We start from the raw sequence: 18,804 nt of genomic DNA, 5'->3' as shown, positions 1-18,804 counted from the left end.
CAAGGAGGATCGCCATGACGACGCCGAAGAACACCACCCTCACCTCGTCCACGCCCGTCGGTGCGCCCGGTGCGCCCGGCACCCCCGCGCCGATGGTGCTGCCGGCACGCCCCGAGCCTGTGGCCTTGCTCGCTGCCAACACCGCCCTGATAGTCGTCGATATGCAGAACGCCTATGCCTCGGCCCAGGGCTACCTGGATCTGGCTGGCTTCGACATCTCGGGTGCGCAGGCCGCTACAGCCAACATCGCGCGCGCCATCGCCGCGGCGCGTGCCGCAGGGATCCTGGTCGTGTTCCTGCAGAACGGCTGGGATGCGAACTACGTGGAAGCTGGCGGGCCCGGTTCGCCAAACTGGTACAAGTCCAACGCGCTCAAGACGATGCGTAGCAAGCCCGAATTGCAGGGCAAGTTCCTCGCAAAGGGCGGCTGGGACTACGCGCTGGTCGATGCACTGGTGCCACACCCTGGCGACATCGTAGTGCCCAAGACGCGCTACAGCGGCTTCTTCAACTGCATGCTAGACAGCACGCTGCGCTCACGTGGTATCCGCAACCTGGTCTTCACCGGCATCGCGACCAACGTGTGCGTCGAATCCACGTTGCGCGACGGCTTTCACCTGGAGTACTTCGGCGTGGTACTGGAGGACGCCACGCACCAGGCCGGTCCGGACTATATCCAGAAGGCGGCGATCTACAACATCGAGACCTTCTTCGGTTGGGTCTCCAACGTGGACGACTTCTGCCGCACTGTGGCACCCGAAGCCGCCGTACAACCCACACAACTCGTGCCGGCCGAGCCGGCCATCGCCTGATCTTCAAAAAGAGGAGCACACCATGCCCATGCAAGCCATCATCCCGCCGGGTACCGGCACCCCCATCGCTCCCTTCGTTCCCGGCACGCTCGCCGACGGCGTGCTCTACGTCTCGGGCACGTTGCCCTTCGACAAGGACAACAACGTGGTCCACGTGGGCGACGCCGCCGCGCAGACGCGCCACGTACTCACCATCATCAAGGGCGTGGTGGAGGCCGCCGGGGGCACGATGGACGACGTGACATTCAACATGATCATGCTCAAGGACTGGGCCGATTACGCCAAGATCAACGCAGTCTATGCCGAGTTCTTCCCTGGCACCAAGCCCGCACGCTACTGCATCCAATGCGGGCTGGTGAAACCCGACGCGCTGGTGGAGATCGCCTCCATTGCCCACGTAGGCAAGGGGGCCTGACGCGATGACCTTGACCTACGATCTGCACGGCCCGGTAGACGCCTGCGAGACAGTGCTCCTCTCCTCCGGCCTGGGCGGCTCTGCCGGCTTCTGGCAGCCGCAGATCCCGGCGCTGGTGGAAGCGGGCTACCGCGTGATCGCCTACGACCAGCACGGCACGGGCCGTAGCCCCGGCACGCTACCCCTGCCCTACACCATCACCCACATGGCGCAGGACGTGGCCGAGATCCTGGATGCCACTGGCACCGCACGCTGCCATCTCGCCGGCCATGCACTGGGGGGCTTGGTGGGCCTGCAACTAGCGCTGGATGCGCCGGACCGGATCGCAAGCCTTATCCTGGTCAACGCCTGGTCGAAACCCAATCCGCATTCGGCGCGCTGTTTCGACGCGCGGCTGGCGCTGCTGGGGGCCTGCGGTCCGCGCGCCTACGTGGAAGCGCAACCCATCTTCTTGTACCCCGCCGCCTGGTGCGCCGCGCACGCGGAGCGCGTGCAGGCCGAGGTGGAGCATGCCTTCTCCCACTTCCCGGGCGAAGCCACCATGCGCGCGCGCATCGGCGCCCTGCGTGCCTTCGACGTAGATGCCCGCTTGTCCGAGATTGCCGTGCCTACACTGGTGGCGGCTGCCGCCGACGACACACTGGTGCCCTGGACTTGCTCCCGGCGCCTGGCCGACGGCCTGCCAAACGCCACGCTGGACTGCGTGCCGCATGGCGGCCATGCGCACAGTGTCACCGAGGCCGAACCCTTCAACCGCAGCTTGCTGAGCTTTCTGGCCGGCGTCACAACCCGCAATGAGATTGCCGCATGAGTACCCACCTGGACGATATCGCGCTGGGAACGCTGTTCTCCGAAGCCCGCAGCCACAACGGCTGGACCGCGGAGCCCGTGAGCGACGCGCTGTTGCAGCAAATCTACATGCTTGCGCGCATGGGCCCCACCTCGGCCAACTGCTCGCCCGGGCGTTTCATCTTCGTGCGCACGCCCGAGGGCAAGCAGCGCCTGGCGCCCGCGTTGTCCAAGGGCAACCTGGAGAAGACCCTGAGCGCGCCCGTGACCGTGATCTCGGCCTGGGACACGGCCTTCTACGACAAGCTGCCTGTCTTGTTCCCGCATGCGGATGCAAAGAGCTGGTTCACCGGCAGCCCCGCGGCGGCGCACGAGACGGCCTTTCGCAACGGCACGCTGCAAGCGGCCTACCTGATCCTGGCGGCCCGCGCGCTGGGACTCGACGCGGGGCCGATGTCGGGCTTTGACCAAGCGAAAGTGAATGCCGAGTTCTTCGGCGGTACCACATGGACCGCCAATTTCCTGATCAACCTCGGCCATGGCGACGCCTCGAAGGTGTTCGGGCGCCTGCCGCGGCTCGACTTTACCGACGCCTGCGCGCTGGCCTGATGCGCCCCCCTTCACCGGAGCCTAACCATGCTGAATACCACTACCCCTGAGGCCACGTCCACAGCGATAGCGCCATCGTCCGCGCTACCCAAGAGCGACTACCGCGACGCGATGGCGCGCCTGGGCGCGGCAGTCAACATCATTACCACCGATGGTCCCGGTGGACGCGCGGGCTTCACCGCCTCGGCCGTCTGCAGCGTCACCGACGATCCGCCCACGCTGCTGGTTTGCCTTAACCGCGCGGCCTCTGTGTACCCCGCCTTCCTGGCCAACGGCGTGCTCTGCGTGAACGCGCTCGGCGCCGGCCAGCAGGCACTCTCCAGCCTGTTCGGCGGCAAGACACCGATGCACGAGCGCTTCGCGGCTGGCCGATGGGGCCGCAAGCTGACGGGGGCGCCGGTGTTCGAGGGCGCGGCAGTGTCGTTCGACTGCCGCGTGGTGCGGAGCACCAGCGTGGGCACGCACGAGGTACTGTTCTGTGAGGTCATCGCCCTCACCGCGCACACCGACGCGCACGGTCTCATGTACTTCGGGCGCCAGTACCACGACTTGCGCTCGAATGCGCACTGAATATCCGCGGCAATGCATCGCGGGACGGATGCTGCATCAGGGCAGCGACGCCTGCGCACGTACCGCGATGCCCTCCAGCACGATCCGCTGCACGTTCTCCACCGTCTGCTCGAAGAATGCCGGGTCTTCCAGCGTGCGCCCGGTGATGGCCTGCACCTGCACCGCGAAGTCGGCGTAGTGCTGGGTGGTGGCCCATAGCGCGAATACCAAGTGGTGCGGCTCCACCGGCGCCAGACGGCCGGCGGCGACCCAAGCACTGATCACCTCGGCTTTGCGCTCCACCTGGTCGCGCAACTCGCGCGCCAGTTCGTCACGCATCAGCGGCGCACCCTGGACCATCTCCAGGCAGAACAGGCGTGAGGCATCGGGCTGGTCGCGCGAGATCACGAGCTTGCGCCGGATGTAGTCGGCGATAGCCTCGCGCGGGTCCTGCTCGACACTGAAACTGCGCAGCGGCTCCAGCCACAAAGCTAGCAAGTCGCGCAGCACCGAGACGTAGAGGTCCTCCTTGTTGGCGAAGTAATACAGCAGGTTGCTCTTGGACACGTCGGCGCGCGCCGCGACCTGGTCGAGCGAGGTGCCATGCAGCCCGAAGCGTGAGAACAGCCCCAGCGCCGCACCGAGGATGGCAGCGCGCTTGTCCTCGATCTGCCGCCACCGCCGGCTACCCGCCGCCGCCTGGCGCACGCCGGACACGGAGCTCTTGGCTGCGGCCTTCGCCACTACCGATGTTGTGGTTTTTCGCGCTGTCTTACGCGCCGTCTTGCGCTGCGCGATGGCCTTGTCCTTCTTGGTCTCTGGTGGCATGTACTGCTATTCCCTGGCGTTGCTAATGGTGTATTGAAGCACACCATGCACGAACCGTGCGCGGTGTGACAACCCGGAAAGCATGCCACAGGACGTGGCATCGGGCGCACCACCACGACTCAGTCGAAATGACCACCGTGGTGCCTCATATGTTGTGGCTCTCGAAAATGCACCGATGGGGCGCGTCTGGATGCCGCGCTATGCCGCTCTCATGACGCTCACACACGGCACCCATAGGAATTTGTCCAAATGGTCCAACTTGGCACGGACGTTGCGTATCCGCTGGCGTCGCGTGCCTGCCGACGCCGCCCTCCCAGGAAACGGCTCCTTGCCCGCTACGCATATCACCCTCGACCACCGAGCGCCTGCTGGCGCCGTCCTTCCCGGGAGAAATTCGATGTCCCCAACGAGTGTCGGTGTTCCCATCATCGATCTGCAACCTTACTTCTCCGACACGCCGGAGGGCAAAGCCGCCGTTGCGCGCGCGATGGACGAGGCCTGCAGCAGCATCGGATTCCTTGTCATCACGCAGCACCAGATCCCGCAGGACCTGATCGACCGCGTGTCGCGCGTCTCGCAGGAATTCTTCGAGCTGCCGCTATCCGACAAGCGCAAGGCCGACCGGCCCAGCCCCGACACAGTGCGAGGCTACAGCGCGGTGACAGAAGAGAGCCTTGCCTATTCCCTGGAGGAGGCCGCGCCCGGCGACTTGAAGGAGTCCTTTTCTACCGGCCCCGCGAACGTGCCTGACGATGCGTACCACCGCGGCCCCGCGGCCGGCCCGCACTTCGCGCCCAACGTTTGGCCCGCGCTGCCAGGTATGCGCGAGACCTACGCTGAGTACTTCGCGGCGATGAGCGATCTGTCATGTTCGCTCATGCGTATCTTCGCGCTGGCGCTGGAGATGGAAGAGCACTACTTCGACGACAAGATCGATAAGCACATCAGCATGTTTCGCGCGCTGAGCTACCCGCCACAGGAAGAGCCCCCTCTGCCTGGGCAGCTGCGTGCCGGCGCGCACACCGACTACGGCAGCCTGACCATCGTGCTGCCCGACAGTCCGGGCCTGCAAGTAGCCTCCGGCGGAGGATGGATCGACGTGCCGCACGTACCCGGCGCCTTCGTGGTGAACCTGGGCGATCTGATGATGCGGTGGACCAACGACCGGTGGGTTTCCACGCTGCACCGTGTAGTGAACCCGCAGTTGGACAACATGCAGAGCAATACGCGGCGGCAGTCGCTGGTCTTCTTCCACCAGCCCAACTACGACGCCATGATCACTTGCCTGCCGGGCTGCACGGCACCGGGCGAGACGCCCCTCTACGCGCCGATCACCTCGGGCGACCACCTGACGTCCAAGTTCGTCAAGCAGACGACCTTCGGTGGTACCAAGATTGCGGCCTGATCGGGAGACATCGATGGCGCAACTCTCCTACGTCAACGTCTTTGCCAAGGACGTGGTCGCGCTCAGCGGCTTCTACCAGCGTGTCTTTGGCTTCCCCGAGATCGAGGCGATCCGCTCTCCCATCTTCCGCGGCCTCGACACGGGCAAGAGCAGCCTCGGCTTCAACGCACATGATGCCTATGTGCTGCTGCAGCTCGGTAAAGGCGCGGACGACGTGTGCGGCGACAGCTTCCTCCTCAACATCGACGTGGAGTCCAAGGCTGAGGTAGACCGCATGGTACCGGTGGCGCTGGAGGCCGGCGCCATGCTGTTGAAGGCTCCCTACGAAACCTACTACCACTGGTACCAGGCTGTACTTCGCGACCCCGAAGGCAACGTTTTCCGCATCAACTACATGATGGACAGGCATGCATAGACGTACCGCACGCCCTTCCCATTACAGGTCGTTTTTTTCTTTTCTCCCAACACAGAGGTTCAAGATGAAATTGACGCGATCGATCGCCGGCTTGTTTGCCGGATTGGCCCTGCTAGGCACCGCCCTGCACGCCCAGGCAGAGGCGCCGGGCTTTACCTTGAAGAGCAAGCCCAAGATCGCCATGATCTACTTCGGCCCGAAGAACGATGGCGGCTGGACCCAGGCCTTCGACGAGGCGCGCGCGAAGGTCGAGGCGGCGCTGGGCCAGAAGATCCAGTTCGTGGAAAGCGTGCCGGAGGACGCATCGGCCATCAAGCCCGCCGCCGAGCGCTTCATCCAGCGCGGTGCCAACATCGTCATCGGCACCGCCTTCGGCTATTCCGATGCCTTCAAGGAGTTGGCTGCCAAGTATCCCGACGTGGCCTTCCTCAATGCCTCGGGCACGACGAACGGGCCCAACCTCGAATCATTCTACGGCCGCACCTATGAAAGCCAGTACTTGTGCGGCATGGCCGCCGGTGCTGCCTCCAAGAGCGGCAAGCTCGGCTTCGTCGCGGCCAACCCCTTCGGCGTGGTGAACTGGACGGTCAACGCCTTTGCGCTTGGTGCACAGAAGACGAATCCCAACGCCACGGTCACGGTAATCTACACCGGCGCCTGGAACGATCCGGTAAAGGAACGCGCTGCCGCCATGGCACTGATCGACCAGGGCGCCGACGTGATCGGCCAGCATGTCGACACGCCCACGCCGCAGCTGGTCGCGCAGGAGCGCGGCGTTTACGGCACCGGCCATCACCGTGACTTGCGCGCCTTCGCACCGAAGGCCACGCTGTGCTCCTCCGTCTGGGTATGGGACAAGTTCCTGATCCCCGAACTCAAAAAGATCGAGGCCGGCAACTGGAAGCCCGAGCCCCATGGTGCCTTCATCGCTATGAAGGATGGCGGCACAGACGTTGCCGGCTTCGGTGCGGCCGTGTCCAAGGACAAGCAAGCCGCCATCCTGGCCGAGCGCGACGCTCTGATGAAAGGCAAGCAGATCTACGCCGGCCCGCTCAAGGACCGTGACGGGAAAGAACGCGTGACCGCCGGCCAAGTGCTCTCGGACGCAGACCTCTGGAAGATGGACTGGTACGTCAAAAACGTGATCACGCAGAAATAATCCACAACCAACTGAGCAAGCCATGCCCGACGCCCTCTCCCTCTCCGGCATCCACAAGTCTTTCGATGGTTTCGTCGCCCTGGACCACGCGCATTTCACCGTCCGATGGGGCGAGGTGCATGCACTGCTTGGCGAGAACGGCGCGGGCAAATCATCGCTGATGAACATTGCCGCGGGCCTGTACGCGCCCGAGTCCGGCACACTGCTGGTTGACGACAACCCCGTGCGGCTGGCCGGTCCGCGCGATGCGGCGCGCTATCAGATTGGTATGGTGCACCAGCATTTCAAGCTGGTGGCGCCGTTCACAGTGGCTGAAAACATCTTGCTGAGCCTGCCTGCGGCAACGGATGTCGCAGGCTACCGCAAGCGTCTGGCAAGGGTGCGCCGCACGATTGCGGAACAGGCGAAGGTGCTGGACTTCGACATCGACCCGGACCAGCGCGTGGCCCGGCTCTCGGTGGCCGAGCAGCAGCGCGTGGAAATCCTCAAGGTGCTGCTGGCCGGCGCTCGCATCCTGATCCTCGACGAACCCACCGCCGTACTGACCGACCAGGAGGCCGCACGCTTGCTGCAAACGGTACGGACTTTGGCACGCCAGGGGGCAGCCGTGGTGCTGGTCACGCACAAGATGGCCGACGTGAAGCGCTATGCCGACCGCGTGACCGTAATGCGCGGCGGACGCACGGTCGCCACAGTGGATCCGCGCGAGACGGCCGAGGCGGAGCTGGTGCGCCTCACCGTTGGCGAGGCGCCGCCGCCGCTGGCGCGGCGACCGACAAGGGCCGGCGCGCCGCGGCTGATCCTGCAGAGATTGTGCAGCCCAGCCTCCGGCGGCCCCCCGGCACTCGATGGCATTGACCTCGTGGTGCATGCGGGCGAGATCTACGGCCTGGCCGGCGTGGGTGGCAACGGCCAGAGCGAACTCGCGCAGGCCATCATGGGCCTGCTGCCGGTAAGCGAGGGCACGATGGTGCTCGAAGGCTTCGGCGATCTGCGTTCCGCCTCCACCGTGCAGCGGCGCAGCCAGGGCATTGCCGCCATCCCGGCGGACCGCTATGGCCTGGCGCTGGCCGGCGGTCTGTCGGTGGCGGAGAACTTCGGCATTGGCCAGGTGCATGCAGGCCGCTATGGGCGCGCGATGCGCCTGGACCGCCGGCGCCTGGAAGCGGACGCCGCGGCAGCCGTGAAGGCCTTCGACGTGCTCGGTGTGCGCTCGGTGCGGCAGAAGGCCGCCCTGCTCTCGGGGGGCAATGCGCAGAAGCTGGTGATCGCCCGGGAATTCAGCCGCAACCCGCGGCTCGTGCTGGCCCACAGCCCCAGCCGCGGTCTGGACGTGCGTGCCGGCGCCCAGGTGCACGAACGGCTGCGGGCCGCGCGCGACGCAGGCGCCGCCGTGCTACTGATCAGCGAGGATCTCGACGAGGTCCTCGCTCTGGCCGACCGTGTGGGCGTGATTGCACGCGGCCGCATCGTGGGCGAATTCGCCACGCCCGCCGACAGGCAGGCTGTGGGACAAGCGATGGTGGCCCATGGCTGAGCTCGCCCCCGCCGTCCCGGCCCGCTCCGATGTCTCGCGCAACACACCAATGTCCGGGCCGCCGCCCGAGGTGCCCGCACCCGCGCCGGCTCCTGCGCTCGCCCTCCCCGTTCCGGCCCCGGCTCATTCTCTACACAGATTTCACATGTCCACTTCCCTGCCCGAGGCACCTGCACCCATGTCCGCAAGTGTGCTTGCTACCCCTCATTCGGCCCACGGCGGTGCCCCACACAGCGCTCCGATGTCGGCTTCCAAGTCCGAGACTCCAGCACTCGCGACTGCAATTGCCACGCCCCCGCCGTCCCGTCCACGCCGCGTGCCGCTACTGCAGCGGCGCTACACGCTGGAGTTGCGCCAGCAACTCGGCTGGCCGCAACAGGCTGCAGTGATAACGCTGTCGGTGGCAGTCGGACTGCTCCTCTGCGGTGCCATCCTGGTGGCCGCGGGTGTGTCGCTCCAGGACCTGCTCAACGAGTTCATCGTCCAGACCTTTCTCGATGCGCAGAACTTTCGCGCGGTGCTGTTTCAGGCCGCGCCGATGGTGATGGTAGGGCTCGCTGCCGCCATGGCCTTCCGCGCCCGCTTCTGGAACCTAGGGCTGGAAGGCCAGATGATTTCTGGGGCGATCGGCGCCACGGCCATCTCCATGCACGAAATCGGGCCGCCGGGCCTGCGTCTGTGGTTCATGGCCGCAGCCGCCCTGCTCTGCGGCCTGGCCTGGGTGGTGGTGCCGATGACGCTCAAGATGCGTCTGGGCATCAACGAGATCATCTCTAGCCTGATGCTCAATTACGTGGCAGCCAACTTCCTGCTGCACCTTCTCTACGGCGCATGGAAGGACCCGAAGGACGCCTTTCCCTATTCGCCTAAATTCCAGGCATTCGAGCGCCTGCCCGACCTGCCGGGTGGCTACAGCAGCGCCATCGTGCTCGCCGCACTGGTAGCGCTGGCAGCGTGGTGGTTCGTGGAGCGCAGCCGTGCGGGGCTGTACCTGCGCTTCGTGCATGCCAGCCGGCGCGTCGCCGACGCCGTTGGCGTCCCAGTGCGGCGGCTGGTGCTGGGCGCGGTACTGCTCTCGGGCGCGCTGGCCGGACTGGCGGGCTTCATGGTAGCCGCGGGACAAGAAGGACGGCTCACGCAGGCCTTCTACAGTGGCTACGGCTTCTCGGGCATCCTGATCGCCTTCCTGGCGCGCAACAACCCGCTGGCCGCCAGCGTGGTCGCGGTGCTCGTGGCCACGCTGTTTGTGGCAGGCCGCAGCCTGCAAGTCTTCTACCAGATCCCGTTCTCGATGGTGCAGTTGATCCAGGCCATCCTGGTGATCTGTGTGGCCTCTTCAGATTTCTTCATCCGCCACCGGCTGCGCGCCGTGGCGCCACAGGGTACGTGACATGGACTTGATCGCTAACTGGCTCGGCAATCTACCGGATTTCGCCGTTCCCTTTGCCCTGGCGGCGCTGGGCCTGATCATCTCTGAGCGTGCGGGTGTACTTTCGCTCGGCGCCGAGGGGCTGATGCTGGCGGGCGCGCTGGCGGGCATCGGCACGCAACTGGCCGTACACGAGCCCGGCATTGCATTGCTGGCATCGATGGCGGCCGCCATGGCAGTGTCGGTGCTGTTCGCTGCAATGACCATATGGCTGCGTGTGAATCAGGTAATCGCGGGGCTAGCGCTAGTGTTCTTCTGCCAGGGCGTTACCGGCCTGCTAGGCACGGTGCTAGGCTGGACCAACCAGCCGGTAACCGGTCTGCCCGCGCTGCCCCTGGGACCCTTGGCGCAGTTGCCGCTAGTGGGCGGGCTGTTTCGGCAGAACTTGGTGGCCTATCTCACACCGTGCATCTTCGCGGCCGTGGCCTGGTACCTGCACCGGTCGGTTTCCGGCCTGCGCCTGCGCTCTGTCGGCGAGAACCCCCAGGCGGCTGATGCTGCCGGCATCCCCGTTCTGCGCTACCGCTTTCTGGCGGTGCTTGCGGGGTCTGCCCTGGTGGGGCTGGCTGGCGGCTACATCGCGGTCATCAGTACCAAGCTCTGGATCGCCGGCATGACGGGCGGGCGCGGCTGGATCGCTGTGGGCCTGGTCATCTTCGCACGCTGGGCCCCCTGGCGCGCCTTCGCGGGAGCGGTGGTATTCGGCGGCATTGAAGCGCTGATCCCGCAGCTGGCCGCAGCCGGAATTGCGCTGCCGCAGTACTTCTTGCTGATGACGCCCTATGTGGTCACATTGGGCGTGATGGTGTGGGTGGCAATGACAAGGCGTGGCAGCGACGAGACGCCCGGTGCCCTGGGCGAGCCCTACCTGCGCGAGGAAAGGCGCTGACCTACTACTGCAATCCTAGCGCTTGGGACGGTGCGTCTACGCACGGAAATAACGCATGCTTGACAACGACTTCTCATGCCGCATGGCCATGGTAGCGCGCAACAACCAGATCGCGCTTCATCTTAAGAAAAAACATCCGTATGACACCAATTCAGCGCTTATTTCACGTCAATTTTATCAAAATAACACCGGCATAAAAATTGCTAACAGTTTTTGATTGTTTTAAGCACTTTAGCCTTATAAATACGGCAATCATTTCCATAAGCATGCTGAATTTAGTCAGCTTAACTTTTTTCGTTGAAAACTCTCTTGTAAAAAAAAAATATGGCAAAGAAATTGGCATTGAAGAATGGAAAGTTCGCACTCTGCGCACTGACAGCGGCAGGATCACTGACTTGCATCCAGCCGGCGAGCGCTCTCGAGTGGAGTGACACCTCGATAGGCTACCGCTACGGCACCAAGTTCGCCGAACCCTACGTGGGAGATGGCATTAGCAAGAGCATCTTCAATCTGACTCACGCCAGCGGGTATAAGTACGGCACTAACTACCTGAACGTCGACCTTCTGCAATCAGACAGCAAGGACCACAACGCACAGGAAGCCTATGTTGTCTATCGACACACACTCGACGCGGGAAAGGTTATCGACAAGGATCTCGGAGTCGGACCGGTCCGCGGCTTTGGACTGACCGCCGGCTTTGACTGGAACACGAAGAATGATCCTGGCTATGCATCAAAAAAGCGCATGCTTGTGGTGGGACCCACCTTGATGATGGATGTGCCGGGCTTCCTTAACATTAGTCTGCTGATGCTGTGGGAAAGCAACCAGCCGGTGGGAGTCAGCAGCCGTTACCACTTCGAGGCACATCCAATGCTCAATGCAGCGTGGGGCATCCCGATTGCCTCGACGGGTCTCTCGTTCGAAGGATATATCAACTACATAGCTGCCAAGGGCGCAAACGAATTCGGCGGCCCAACTTCGGCTGAACTGAATATCGACGCGATGCTGATGTACGACCTCGGCACCCGTTTGCATATCGGCAAGAATACGTTGCGCGCCGGCGTCGAGTACCAATACTGGCGCAACAAGTTTGGCAACCCGCACTCGGTGCCGGGCTCGTTGGCGAAAACGCCCATGGTGCGGGTCGAATACCACTTCTGACGTATATATGCAGAGGAGATAGTCCAACTCCCTCATATCCGCGAGCAACGACCAGGGGCGTCGTAGAACACACGGTGTCCCCTGAGCTTACCGGCAATTTAAATGCCTCCATAAACGGCGCGAGGGCTAAACGCGCCGGCCTGCTATTGTTGCAGATCGTTATTTCGGCTAATGGCGACCTCAAATTCCGCAAATGTGGGTGCCAGCCAGGATAGATGAAGGAAAAACGCTCTTCTCCTGCCGATGCTCGCGAGTGCTTTCAATGGAGATCTTCCTGGCGCGCAGGTCGTGGCGTGAACGCGGATCGCCAGAATACCCCTATTTTTCCGAACTTTCGCGAGATCATACGCATGGCTCTACCGAACTATCACCCTCCCCGTCCGCCCTGCCCGGCCAGCAATAGAATTTCGCCGACACCGGCTGGGCGTAGCCCGTGTTAGCCGAATTAATGATCCGCTGCGCCGTATTAGCGGAATCGTTGGACATGGACGGAAAATGGCGTTGCTCTTGCACAACGGCGAAAATCGCCACTGAACGGCCGTTTCGCAATATAGATCAATGGTTTACAGCCATGTGATTGCTAGCGGATATAGCGGTCACCGCTAGCGGAATTAACGATCCTCAACAGCTGCCACGGAACGTATTTAAGACGGCTCACGTATCGCGCCCGTAGCGAAATTCGGGCCTTAGTGTCAGGGAACGTATCGGTGCCGTCGGCTGATGCAAATGCGTACAAAAAGGAAAGGAAAGGAAAGGAAACGGCGGCGAGGCGTCCCGGAATAGCCATGGGAAGGCACGTGAGAGCAGGAAAGTCGAGGCGAAAGCGGCACACAGTGTCGCAAAAGCAATATGTCCGCGCCAGAATCTGGCGCGGACATGCCGGAGCCGCGGTGACCGAAATGGCCCGAGTGATGTCGGCCCTTAGCCGATACGGATCTCGGCGATCAGACCGCCGCCGTCGCGGTTGCGCAGCTTCAGTGAACCGCCAACGGCCACGGCAAGCTGATGAGCGATGGCCAGACCCAGACCCGTGCCGCCGGTTTCCCGGCCGCGCGAGCCTTCGAACCTGAAAATGGCAGCAACCGTGAAGTGTAGTAACAATGTTCCGCTTGCGAAGTAAAGTTGGGTCTTCCGCAATTTGTGTGACGACGGCGAATTCGCGTCGAGGACCCTTGCTGTCGTCTTCCCCGCCCCACTACCACCATTCTTCTTATTGACTAACGTAAGCGAGCCCGCCAGCCTGGTCCTGGCCGCACCGCGGCGTGGGTGGCACGGCGAATTGCGAGGCACTGCTACAATTGCACGACGTTTTTAATGGTTGGGCATGATGGGCTTCGAAGAACTGGCGGCATTGAAGGAACAACTGACAAAGCAAGCCAAGGCCGCACCACCGGCCAAGACGCGCGCGCACCCCCGAAGGCTTCGGCCCGCCCAGCAACGCCCCTTAATGAGCCCGCTAAGCCCGTCAATCCGGTGCTGCAAGCTATCGTGAAGTTGCAGAAACGGTTCCCACAAACCTTTCCGAAGAGTCCGGCACCCAAGGTGCCGCTCAAGATCGGCATCTTCGAGGACCTTGTTCAGCACGCGCAGGAACTTGGCCTGACGGAGTCGGTGTTGCGCGCTGGACGACGTGATCGTTGCTTAGGCGGCGCTGCTAACTGCCATAGGCGCATGCAGAGAACACTCTCCCGCAAGTGAACGCTTAGCCACCGCCCCGAACGCCCCCACCAGTGCATTCTCCGTATTGGTCAGCGAGGCCATCACCAGGGGATATCGCAACGAAGAACGGGATTCCGTCACGTCGATATAGACCACGCCCAGCGCCTGCACCCTTGTCATGGCCCTGGGCACAATGGCAATGCCCAGATTCCCGGCGACCAGCGTGATGATGGTCTGCATCTGCGACGCTTCCTGAACCACGCGCGGAAAAAATCCCGCGCGCTGGCAAGCCGCCAGAATCACCCCCGAGTAGCCCGGCCCTTCCGCGAAGGGGAACGCGACGAAGGCTTCGGCCTTCAGCTCTTCCAGTCGCAGGCGCTTGCGCCTGGCCAGCGCATGCGCCGCCGGAACGGCGACCACCAGTGTTTCCTCGCACAGGATATCCAGGCTCAGGTCCTTTGGCTCATACACCGGCGGCACCACGATGGCGACATCCGTATCGCCGCGCCGCAGCAGCTCCAGCTGTTTGCCGCTGCTCTCGCCGGTCAGGATCAGCTTGACCGCCGGGTACTCCTGCTGGAATCGCCTGAGGATGTCCGGCAGCACATCAAGCGCCGCGCTCGGCACGAACGAAAGCCGCAAGGTCCCGAACATGCCGCTAGCCGCGCGCCGCGCCGATTCGACCGCGATCTCGGCCTGGGCAATGGTCCTGCGCGCCTCCACCAGGAAGACTTCCCCCGCCGGGGTCAACCGCACCATATGCCGGTTCCTCTCCAGCAGTTCGGTGCCGATGGTTTCTTCCAGCTTCTTGATGGCCACCGTCAGCGGCGGCTGGGACATGTGCAACGCCTCGGCCGCGCGCCGGAAGCTCAGCAGCTCGGCCACGGCGACAAACTGTTGAAACTGGCGCAAGTCGGTCACGGTGATTCACTTCATGTATCAAGGATAGCTTCGAATAGTATTTGGAATATCAGGGCTTTGCAAACTACAGTGAGCCCATAGAGCAAAAACGCAATAGCCCCACAGGACCACACAATGCGCCCCTCCCTGCTTGAAGAACTCACTCCCGTTCCAAACCCGTACCCCATCGTCTCCACCCTGGCCTACGAAGATGTCTGGGGCCTTTGCGAGCAGGCCCGTGCGCTGGCGTGGGACCCGACGCAGATCGACTACTCGGACCTGGAGCAGGCCGACATTCCTGCGGAAGTGCGCGAGGCTGGCGGCGAGTGGTGGAGCCTGCGCGCCTGGATGGAACACGGCGCCATTCCCTACGGCGCCGAGCGCTTGCGCGATGCGATCTTCGAGCACCAGCCGTTCGAGGTGAAGCAGCACGTCGTCAACTTCATCGCCGAGGAACTGCGCCACCATGAGGCCTCGTTCCGCGTAGCGCGTGCCATATCCGGCTACCAGGAGTCGCCGCGCTCGGACTACTTCCGCGCCATCATCCCCCGCTTCCACGATGAGCGCGATGAGAAGCAGATGAGCTTCTTCGCCGGCCTGGCGGTGAACACCTTGTTCGAGCAGCTATCCGGCGAACTGCTGCAGGCCCGCTACGAGAACGCGCGCTTCGCGTCCATTAGGACGGCCTGCAAGCTGATCCTGCGCGACGAGGCGCGGCATATCCAGTTCGGACGCATCATCATGCGGCGTTTCTTCTCGGAAATATCGGCGGACGACAAGGCACTGCTCGGGCAGAAATTCGCCAAGAAGCTGCGCGGCAGCCTGCTCAATGGGGTCTACGCTGTCGTCAACCTGCCAGAGGACGAGCAACGGCGCGCAGGCCGGGCACGCGCCCTCGCTGCCGAATACGGCCTGGGCGCCACGCATCCCGAACAAGAGATGGCGATCATTAAGCGCTCGCTGGACGAGATCCGCGAAGACGTCGGCTGCCATGGCGTGGAGATCCCGGCGATTGCCGAAGTCGACGAAGGCAAAGTCCCGCTGCTGTCCTGAGCCTTCCGCGCCGAGCGCGCGTCATTCTTCCTCTGCCTTGCTTATGCTGACTTCTCTTTACCGGCTGCTTGCACTCGCCGTAGCGACTACCACACTGGCCTTGCCTGTGCCCGCCGCCGCGCAGGATTTTCCGGACCGCGCCATTCACCTCGTCGTGCCCTATCCGCCTGGCGGCACCGCCGACATCCTGGCCAGGCTGCTCGCGCAGCGGCTCGCCGAACGGGTGGGCAAGCCTGTGGTGGTGGACAACCGCGCGGGTGCCGGCACCGCCATCGGGAGCAAGTTCGTGGCCCAGGCAGCACCCGACGGCTATACGCTGCTGATGGGCACGGTCAGCTCACATGCGATGAACCCCGCGCTCAATCGTGGCGTGGGCTATGATCCGCTCAAGGATTTCACGCCGATCTCCCGCGTGGCATCCGTGCCGTTTGTCGTGCTGGAGAACCCATCGGTGCCGGCAAAAACCATGGGCGAACTGATCGCACTGGCGAAAGCCCGCCCCGGCCAGATCACCTATGCATCGGCTGGCGCCGGCACCTCGAACCACCTCGCGGGCGAGCTGTTGGCCAAGGCCGCCAACATCCAGTTGCTCCACGTCCCATACAAGGGTAGCGCGCCTGCCCTAGCCGACCTGCTTGGCGGCCAGGTCAACCTGATGTTCGACCTTCAGGTCACCGCCAAGGCCCAGATCCAGGCCGGCACCGTCCGCGCCCTGGCCGTCACAGGAGCGCACCGCAGCAGCTTGCTGCCGGGCTTGCCCACGGTCGCCGAGTCTGGCGTGCAGGGCTTCGATGTGACCGCCTGGTTTGGAATCTTCGGACCGGCCGCCATGCCCGTCCCCGTCGTGGATGTCCTCAACCGCCATCTCGTCGCTGTCCTCAAGTCCCCTGAGGTGCGCCAGCAGTTCGCCGCGCAGGGTGCCGAGATCGAATGGAGCAGCCCGGAGGCGTTCAATATCTTCGTGCAAAGCGAGTACACCAAATGGGGCGGCTTGATCCAGAGCAAGCACCTGGCGGCGCAGTAGCCCATGCACGCCCCATCCGCCTCCGCCCCCGAGCGTTACCCATCCTTCAAGGCTGCCGTGCATGGCAGCGAGATGGTCATCGCATCCCAACCGCTGGCCGCGCAAGCGGGGCTCGACATCCTCGCGTGCGGCGGCAATGCGGTGGACGCAGCCATCGCTGCGGCAGCCGCCATCGCGGTGGTCGAGCCTACCAACAACTCGATCGGCGGCGACGCGTTCGCCCAGGTCTTCGCTGGCGGCAAGCTGTATGGCCTCAATGCCAGCGGCCGGGCGCCGATGGATATCGACGTCGCTCGTCTTGCCAGGCTGCCCGCGATGCCGCAGCGTGGATGGGATAGCGTCACCGTCCCCGGCGCTGTCTCCGCCTGGAGTGCGCTGGTCACGCGCTTTGGCCGGCTCGATCTCGCTACCGTGCTGGAGCCCGCGATCCGCTACGCACGAGCCGGCTTCCACGTCTCTCCCGGTGTCGCGCAGAAGTGGCAGGAACAGGTGCCCAAGCTGCGCAGCCAGCCGGGCTTCGAGGCGGCGTTTCTCCCCGGCGGCGCAGCGCCCGTGGCCGGGGCGCTGTTCCTGCAGCCGACGCTTGCGCGGACGCTCGAACGCGTGGCGCGCACCAACGGCAAGGACTTCTACACCGGCGAGACCGCCAGGCGAATCGCCGCGTTCGCCCGCGAAACAGGCGGTGTCCTTAGCGCCGAGGACTTACGCCTGCACGCACCCGAGTGGGTCGATGCCATACAGGCGCCCTACGGCGGGCTACAGGTAAGCGAGTTGCCGCCAAACGGCCAGGGCGCAGTGGCTCTGTTTGCGTTGGGCGTGCTCGCGCATCATGATGTTGCGCGCTTGCCGGCCGACTCGGCGGCCTCGCTGCATCTCCAGATCGAGGCCATCAAACTGGCGTTTTCCGAAGTCGGGCCGTTGATCGGCGATACGGACTGCACAATCGGGCGGGTACGCGACCGCTTGCAAGCCCCCTGCCTTCAGGCCGCCGCGGCACGCATCAATATGCGGCAAGCTTCCGATTTCGGCCACACGTTCGGACCACTGGCGGGCACGGTCTACCTTGCGGCAGGCGACCGTGATGGCATGATGGTCTCGCTGATCCAGTCGAACTACATGGGATTCGGCTCGGGGATCGTGGTGCCCAACGCCGGCGTTTCGCTGCAGAATCGCGGCGCGTGCTTTTCCACCGACGCCGGTTCTCCGTCTTTCCTCAGGCCCGGCAAGCGGCCCTTCCATACCATCCTGCCGGGATTCGCCTTTGCTGGCGGCGAGCCGATTGCCTTCGGCGCGACCGGTGGCACATTCCAGCCGCAGGGCCACGTCCAGATGATGGTGCGCCTGTACGATTACGCGCAGAACCCGCAGGCCATTGTCGATGCACCGCGCTTCAAGGTCGGGCCGGGGCGGCAGGTGGTGCTGGAACCCGGTTTTCCTGCCGATACCGTCTCGGGCCTCGCCGCCCTGGGCCACGACGTGGTCGCCAGGACCGAGAGCACCTGGGACTTCGGGGGCATGCAGATCTTGCTCAGGAAGCAGGGCTCGTATGTCGGCGCCAGCGATTCCCGCAGGGATAGTCATATCGCGGTCAGATAGGGGCGCCCGGCGATGCTGCATGGTGGAAGGTGCCCCGCGCGTGGATCCGGGGCAGCCTGCGGACGTGAAGTGTAGTAACAATGTTCCGCTTGCGAAGTAAAGTTGATCCGCGACCTGATTACGCTCATTTCGCCGTCTCACGGCTTTCCTTTACTGCTGCAGTTCGGGGAGCGCGTGTCCCCTCCCGTAGAACAAAGGAAAGTCGTCAACGATCCCGAAGGAATGTCGTCAATTCGCGTGACAACGCAAAGAAATCGCACGAAACATCAATAAAATCAATGGCTTAAGCACAGCGAAGAAAAGCTGTCACCGCGGCAGGATCGCGAAGTGTCAATTCAGCGCGTGCGACGCGCCTACACGGCCCTAAAAACTCCGTGCCGCCACCCATCTGGCGACCGCGATCGGAGGCTACAACAGGAAACGACAAACCTGGCCAACGTCTTGCACGGGCTGTCTTGTGATCGCGGAATGCAGATATAGTCGGTGCCCGCGGGGCGTCTAGCCCCAATACTGTTAACAAATTCGAATTTGTGTTAACTTTCAAGCCTCTGCAACAACAAGAAGAGCTTGAAGGA

19 protein-coding genes and 1 pseudogene are annotated in these 18,804 nt (G+C 63.7%); 17 read left to right on the top strand and 3 right to left on the bottom strand.

The window, feature by feature from the left end; genetic code table 11:
• Positions 1-14 precede the first annotated feature (14 nt).
• Genes rutB through rutF form a run of 5 tightly spaced genes read left to right on the top strand, consistent with a single transcriptional unit; the run spans position 15 to position 3,195 of the window.
• The gene (gene rutB, locus ACGLHR_RS32435; protein WP_400098893.1) at positions 15-812 is read left to right on the top strand and encodes a pyrimidine utilization protein B; all 798 of its coding nucleotides are present in this window, start codon (positions 15-17) and stop codon (positions 810-812) included.
• 22 nt (positions 813-834) lie between these two features.
• On the top strand, positions 835-1,227 hold the full coding sequence (gene rutC / locus ACGLHR_RS32430) for a pyrimidine utilization protein C (protein WP_400098891.1): 393 nt from the start codon (positions 835-837) through the stop codon (positions 1,225-1,227).
• Between the two features lie 4 nt (positions 1,228-1,231).
• Complete coding sequence (rutD, locus tag ACGLHR_RS32425; RefSeq protein WP_318235737.1) at positions 1,232-2,038, top strand: pyrimidine utilization protein D; 807 nt, start codon at positions 1,232-1,234, stop codon at positions 2,036-2,038.
• A complete protein-coding gene (locus ACGLHR_RS32420; protein ID WP_400098888.1) occupies positions 2,035-2,625 on the top strand; it encodes a malonic semialdehyde reductase in 591 nt (196 codons plus the stop codon). The genes rutD and ACGLHR_RS32420 overlap by 4 nt, the downstream gene beginning before the upstream one ends.
• A 27-nt stretch (positions 2,626-2,652) precedes the next feature.
• Positions 2,653-3,195, top strand: a complete 543-nt coding sequence (rutF, locus tag ACGLHR_RS32415; RefSeq protein ID WP_400098886.1) for an NADH-dependent FMN reductase RutF — start codon at positions 2,653-2,655, stop codon at positions 3,193-3,195.
• Positions 3,196-3,231: 36 nt separating this feature from the next.
• Here rutF and rutR read toward each other — a convergent pair whose 3' ends face one another.
• The gene (rutR, locus tag ACGLHR_RS32410) at positions 3,232-4,002 is read right to left on the bottom strand and encodes an HTH-type transcriptional regulator RutR (RefSeq protein ID WP_400098884.1); all 771 of its coding nucleotides are present in this window, start codon (positions 4,000-4,002) and stop codon (positions 3,232-3,234) included.
• A gap of 397 nt (positions 4,003-4,399) precedes the next feature.
• Between rutR and ACGLHR_RS32405 the strand changes: the two genes are divergently transcribed.
• The 8 genes from ACGLHR_RS32405 to ACGLHR_RS32370 all read left to right on the top strand — a co-directional run bounded on the left by ACGLHR_RS32405 (position 4,400) and on the right by ACGLHR_RS32370 (position 11,997).
• Positions 4,400-5,407, top strand: coding sequence for an isopenicillin N synthase family dioxygenase (locus ACGLHR_RS32405; RefSeq protein ID WP_400098882.1), 1,008 nt, complete (start codon positions 4,400-4,402; stop codon positions 5,405-5,407).
• A 13-nt stretch (positions 5,408-5,420) separates the two neighbouring features.
• Positions 5,421-5,822, top strand: coding sequence for a VOC family protein (locus ACGLHR_RS32400; protein ID WP_400098880.1), 402 nt, complete (start codon positions 5,421-5,423; stop codon positions 5,820-5,822).
• A 64-nt stretch (positions 5,823-5,886) separates the two neighbouring features.
• Complete coding sequence (locus tag ACGLHR_RS32395) at positions 5,887-6,981, top strand: BMP family ABC transporter substrate-binding protein (RefSeq protein ID WP_267602898.1); 1,095 nt, start codon at positions 5,887-5,889, stop codon at positions 6,979-6,981.
• A gap of 22 nt (positions 6,982-7,003) precedes the next feature.
• Entirely contained in the window at positions 7,004-8,518 is a 1,515-nt protein-coding gene (locus ACGLHR_RS32390; protein ID WP_400098878.1) for an ABC transporter ATP-binding protein, read from the top strand.
• Positions 8,519-8,834: 316 nt separating this feature from the next.
• Entirely contained in the window at positions 8,835-9,908 is a 1,074-nt protein-coding gene (locus tag ACGLHR_RS32385) for an ABC transporter permease (RefSeq protein WP_400098876.1), read from the top strand.
• A gap of 1 nt (position 9,909) precedes the next feature.
• The gene (locus ACGLHR_RS32380) at positions 9,910-10,836 is read left to right on the top strand and encodes an ABC transporter permease (RefSeq protein WP_400098875.1); all 927 of its coding nucleotides are present in this window, start codon (positions 9,910-9,912) and stop codon (positions 10,834-10,836) included.
• Between the two features lie 55 nt (positions 10,837-10,891).
• Complete coding sequence (locus ACGLHR_RS32375) at positions 10,892-11,053, top strand: hypothetical protein (protein ID WP_400098873.1); 162 nt, start codon at positions 10,892-10,894, stop codon at positions 11,051-11,053.
• A 107-nt stretch (positions 11,054-11,160) separates the two neighbouring features.
• The gene (locus tag ACGLHR_RS32370; protein ID WP_400098872.1) at positions 11,161-11,997 is read left to right on the top strand and encodes an outer envelope protein; all 837 of its coding nucleotides are present in this window, start codon (positions 11,161-11,163) and stop codon (positions 11,995-11,997) included.
• 921 nt (positions 11,998-12,918) lie between these two features.
• Here ACGLHR_RS32370 and ACGLHR_RS32365 read toward each other — a convergent pair.
• A pseudogene (locus ACGLHR_RS32365) lies at positions 12,919-13,065 on the bottom strand (ATP-binding protein); the annotation flags it as partial.
• 246 nt (positions 13,066-13,311) lie between these two features.
• Here ACGLHR_RS32365 and ACGLHR_RS32360 point away from each other — a divergent pair.
• A complete protein-coding gene (locus ACGLHR_RS32360; protein WP_400098870.1) occupies positions 13,312-13,695 on the top strand; it encodes a ProQ/FINO family protein in 384 nt (127 codons plus the stop codon).
• On the opposite strand, the gene ACGLHR_RS32355 is transcribed toward ACGLHR_RS32360, so the two are convergent.
• The gene (locus tag ACGLHR_RS32355; protein WP_400098869.1) at positions 13,639-14,577 is read right to left on the bottom strand and encodes a LysR family transcriptional regulator; all 939 of its coding nucleotides are present in this window, start codon (positions 14,575-14,577) and stop codon (positions 13,639-13,641) included. The genes ACGLHR_RS32360 and ACGLHR_RS32355 overlap by 57 nt on opposite strands.
• Positions 14,578-14,691: 114 nt before the next feature.
• Between ACGLHR_RS32355 and ACGLHR_RS32350 the strand changes: the two genes are divergently transcribed.
• The 3 genes from ACGLHR_RS32350 to ACGLHR_RS32340 are packed head-to-tail and all read left to right on the top strand — an operon-like array spanning position 14,692 to position 18,229.
• Entirely contained in the window at positions 14,692-15,609 is a 918-nt protein-coding gene (locus ACGLHR_RS32350; RefSeq protein WP_400098867.1) for a hypothetical protein, read from the top strand.
• A gap of 43 nt (positions 15,610-15,652) precedes the next feature.
• Entirely contained in the window at positions 15,653-16,633 is a 981-nt protein-coding gene (locus ACGLHR_RS32345; RefSeq protein ID WP_400098866.1) for a Bug family tripartite tricarboxylate transporter substrate binding protein, read from the top strand.
• 3 nt (positions 16,634-16,636) lie between these two features.
• A complete protein-coding gene (locus ACGLHR_RS32340; RefSeq protein ID WP_400098864.1) occupies positions 16,637-18,229 on the top strand; it encodes a gamma-glutamyltransferase family protein in 1,593 nt (530 codons plus the stop codon).
• Positions 18,230-18,804: the final 575 nt, after the last annotated feature.

The organism is Cupriavidus sp. CuC1 (assembly GCF_044627735.1).
GTDB lineage: Bacteria > Pseudomonadota > Gammaproteobacteria > Burkholderiales > Burkholderiaceae > Cupriavidus > Cupriavidus ulmosensis.
This window is presented reverse-complemented; position numbering and strand designations above follow the sequence as displayed.

What these genes read in the sequence shown, in the direction of transcription:
- rutB (WP_400098893.1), top strand. Translation starts at nt 15, where the DNA reads ATGACGACGCCGAAGAACACCACCCTCACCTCGTCCACGCCCGTCGGT.
- rutC (WP_400098891.1), top strand. Translation starts at nt 835, where the DNA reads ATGCCCATGCAAGCCATCATCCCGCCGGGTACCGGCACCCCCATCGCT.
- rutD (WP_318235737.1), top strand. Translation starts at nt 1,232, where the DNA reads ATGACCTTGACCTACGATCTGCACGGCCCGGTAGACGCCTGCGAGACA.
- ACGLHR_RS32420 (WP_400098888.1), top strand. Translation starts at nt 2,035, where the DNA reads ATGAGTACCCACCTGGACGATATCGCGCTGGGAACGCTGTTCTCCGAA.
- rutF (WP_400098886.1), top strand. Translation starts at nt 2,653, where the DNA reads ATGCTGAATACCACTACCCCTGAGGCCACGTCCACAGCGATAGCGCCA.
- rutR (WP_400098884.1), bottom strand. Translation starts at nt 4,002, where the DNA reads ATGCCACCAGAGACCAAGAAGGACAAGGCCATCGCGCAGCGCAAGACG.
- ACGLHR_RS32405 (WP_400098882.1), top strand. Translation starts at nt 4,400, where the DNA reads ATGTCCCCAACGAGTGTCGGTGTTCCCATCATCGATCTGCAACCTTAC.
- ACGLHR_RS32400 (WP_400098880.1), top strand. Translation starts at nt 5,421, where the DNA reads ATGGCGCAACTCTCCTACGTCAACGTCTTTGCCAAGGACGTGGTCGCG.
- ACGLHR_RS32395 (WP_267602898.1), top strand. Translation starts at nt 5,887, where the DNA reads ATGAAATTGACGCGATCGATCGCCGGCTTGTTTGCCGGATTGGCCCTG.
- ACGLHR_RS32390 (WP_400098878.1), top strand. Translation starts at nt 7,004, where the DNA reads ATGCCCGACGCCCTCTCCCTCTCCGGCATCCACAAGTCTTTCGATGGT.
- ACGLHR_RS32380 (WP_400098875.1), top strand. Translation starts at nt 9,910, where the DNA reads ATGGACTTGATCGCTAACTGGCTCGGCAATCTACCGGATTTCGCCGTT.
- ACGLHR_RS32375 (WP_400098873.1), top strand. Translation starts at nt 10,892, where the DNA reads ATGCTTGACAACGACTTCTCATGCCGCATGGCCATGGTAGCGCGCAAC.
- ACGLHR_RS32370 (WP_400098872.1), top strand. Translation starts at nt 11,161, where the DNA reads ATGGCAAAGAAATTGGCATTGAAGAATGGAAAGTTCGCACTCTGCGCA.
- ACGLHR_RS32360 (WP_400098870.1), top strand. Translation starts at nt 13,312, where the DNA reads ATGGTTGGGCATGATGGGCTTCGAAGAACTGGCGGCATTGAAGGAACA.
- ACGLHR_RS32350 (WP_400098867.1), top strand. Translation starts at nt 14,692, where the DNA reads ATGCGCCCCTCCCTGCTTGAAGAACTCACTCCCGTTCCAAACCCGTAC.
- ACGLHR_RS32345 (WP_400098866.1), top strand. Translation starts at nt 15,653, where the DNA reads ATGCTGACTTCTCTTTACCGGCTGCTTGCACTCGCCGTAGCGACTACC.
- ACGLHR_RS32340 (WP_400098864.1), top strand. Translation starts at nt 16,637, where the DNA reads ATGCACGCCCCATCCGCCTCCGCCCCCGAGCGTTACCCATCCTTCAAG.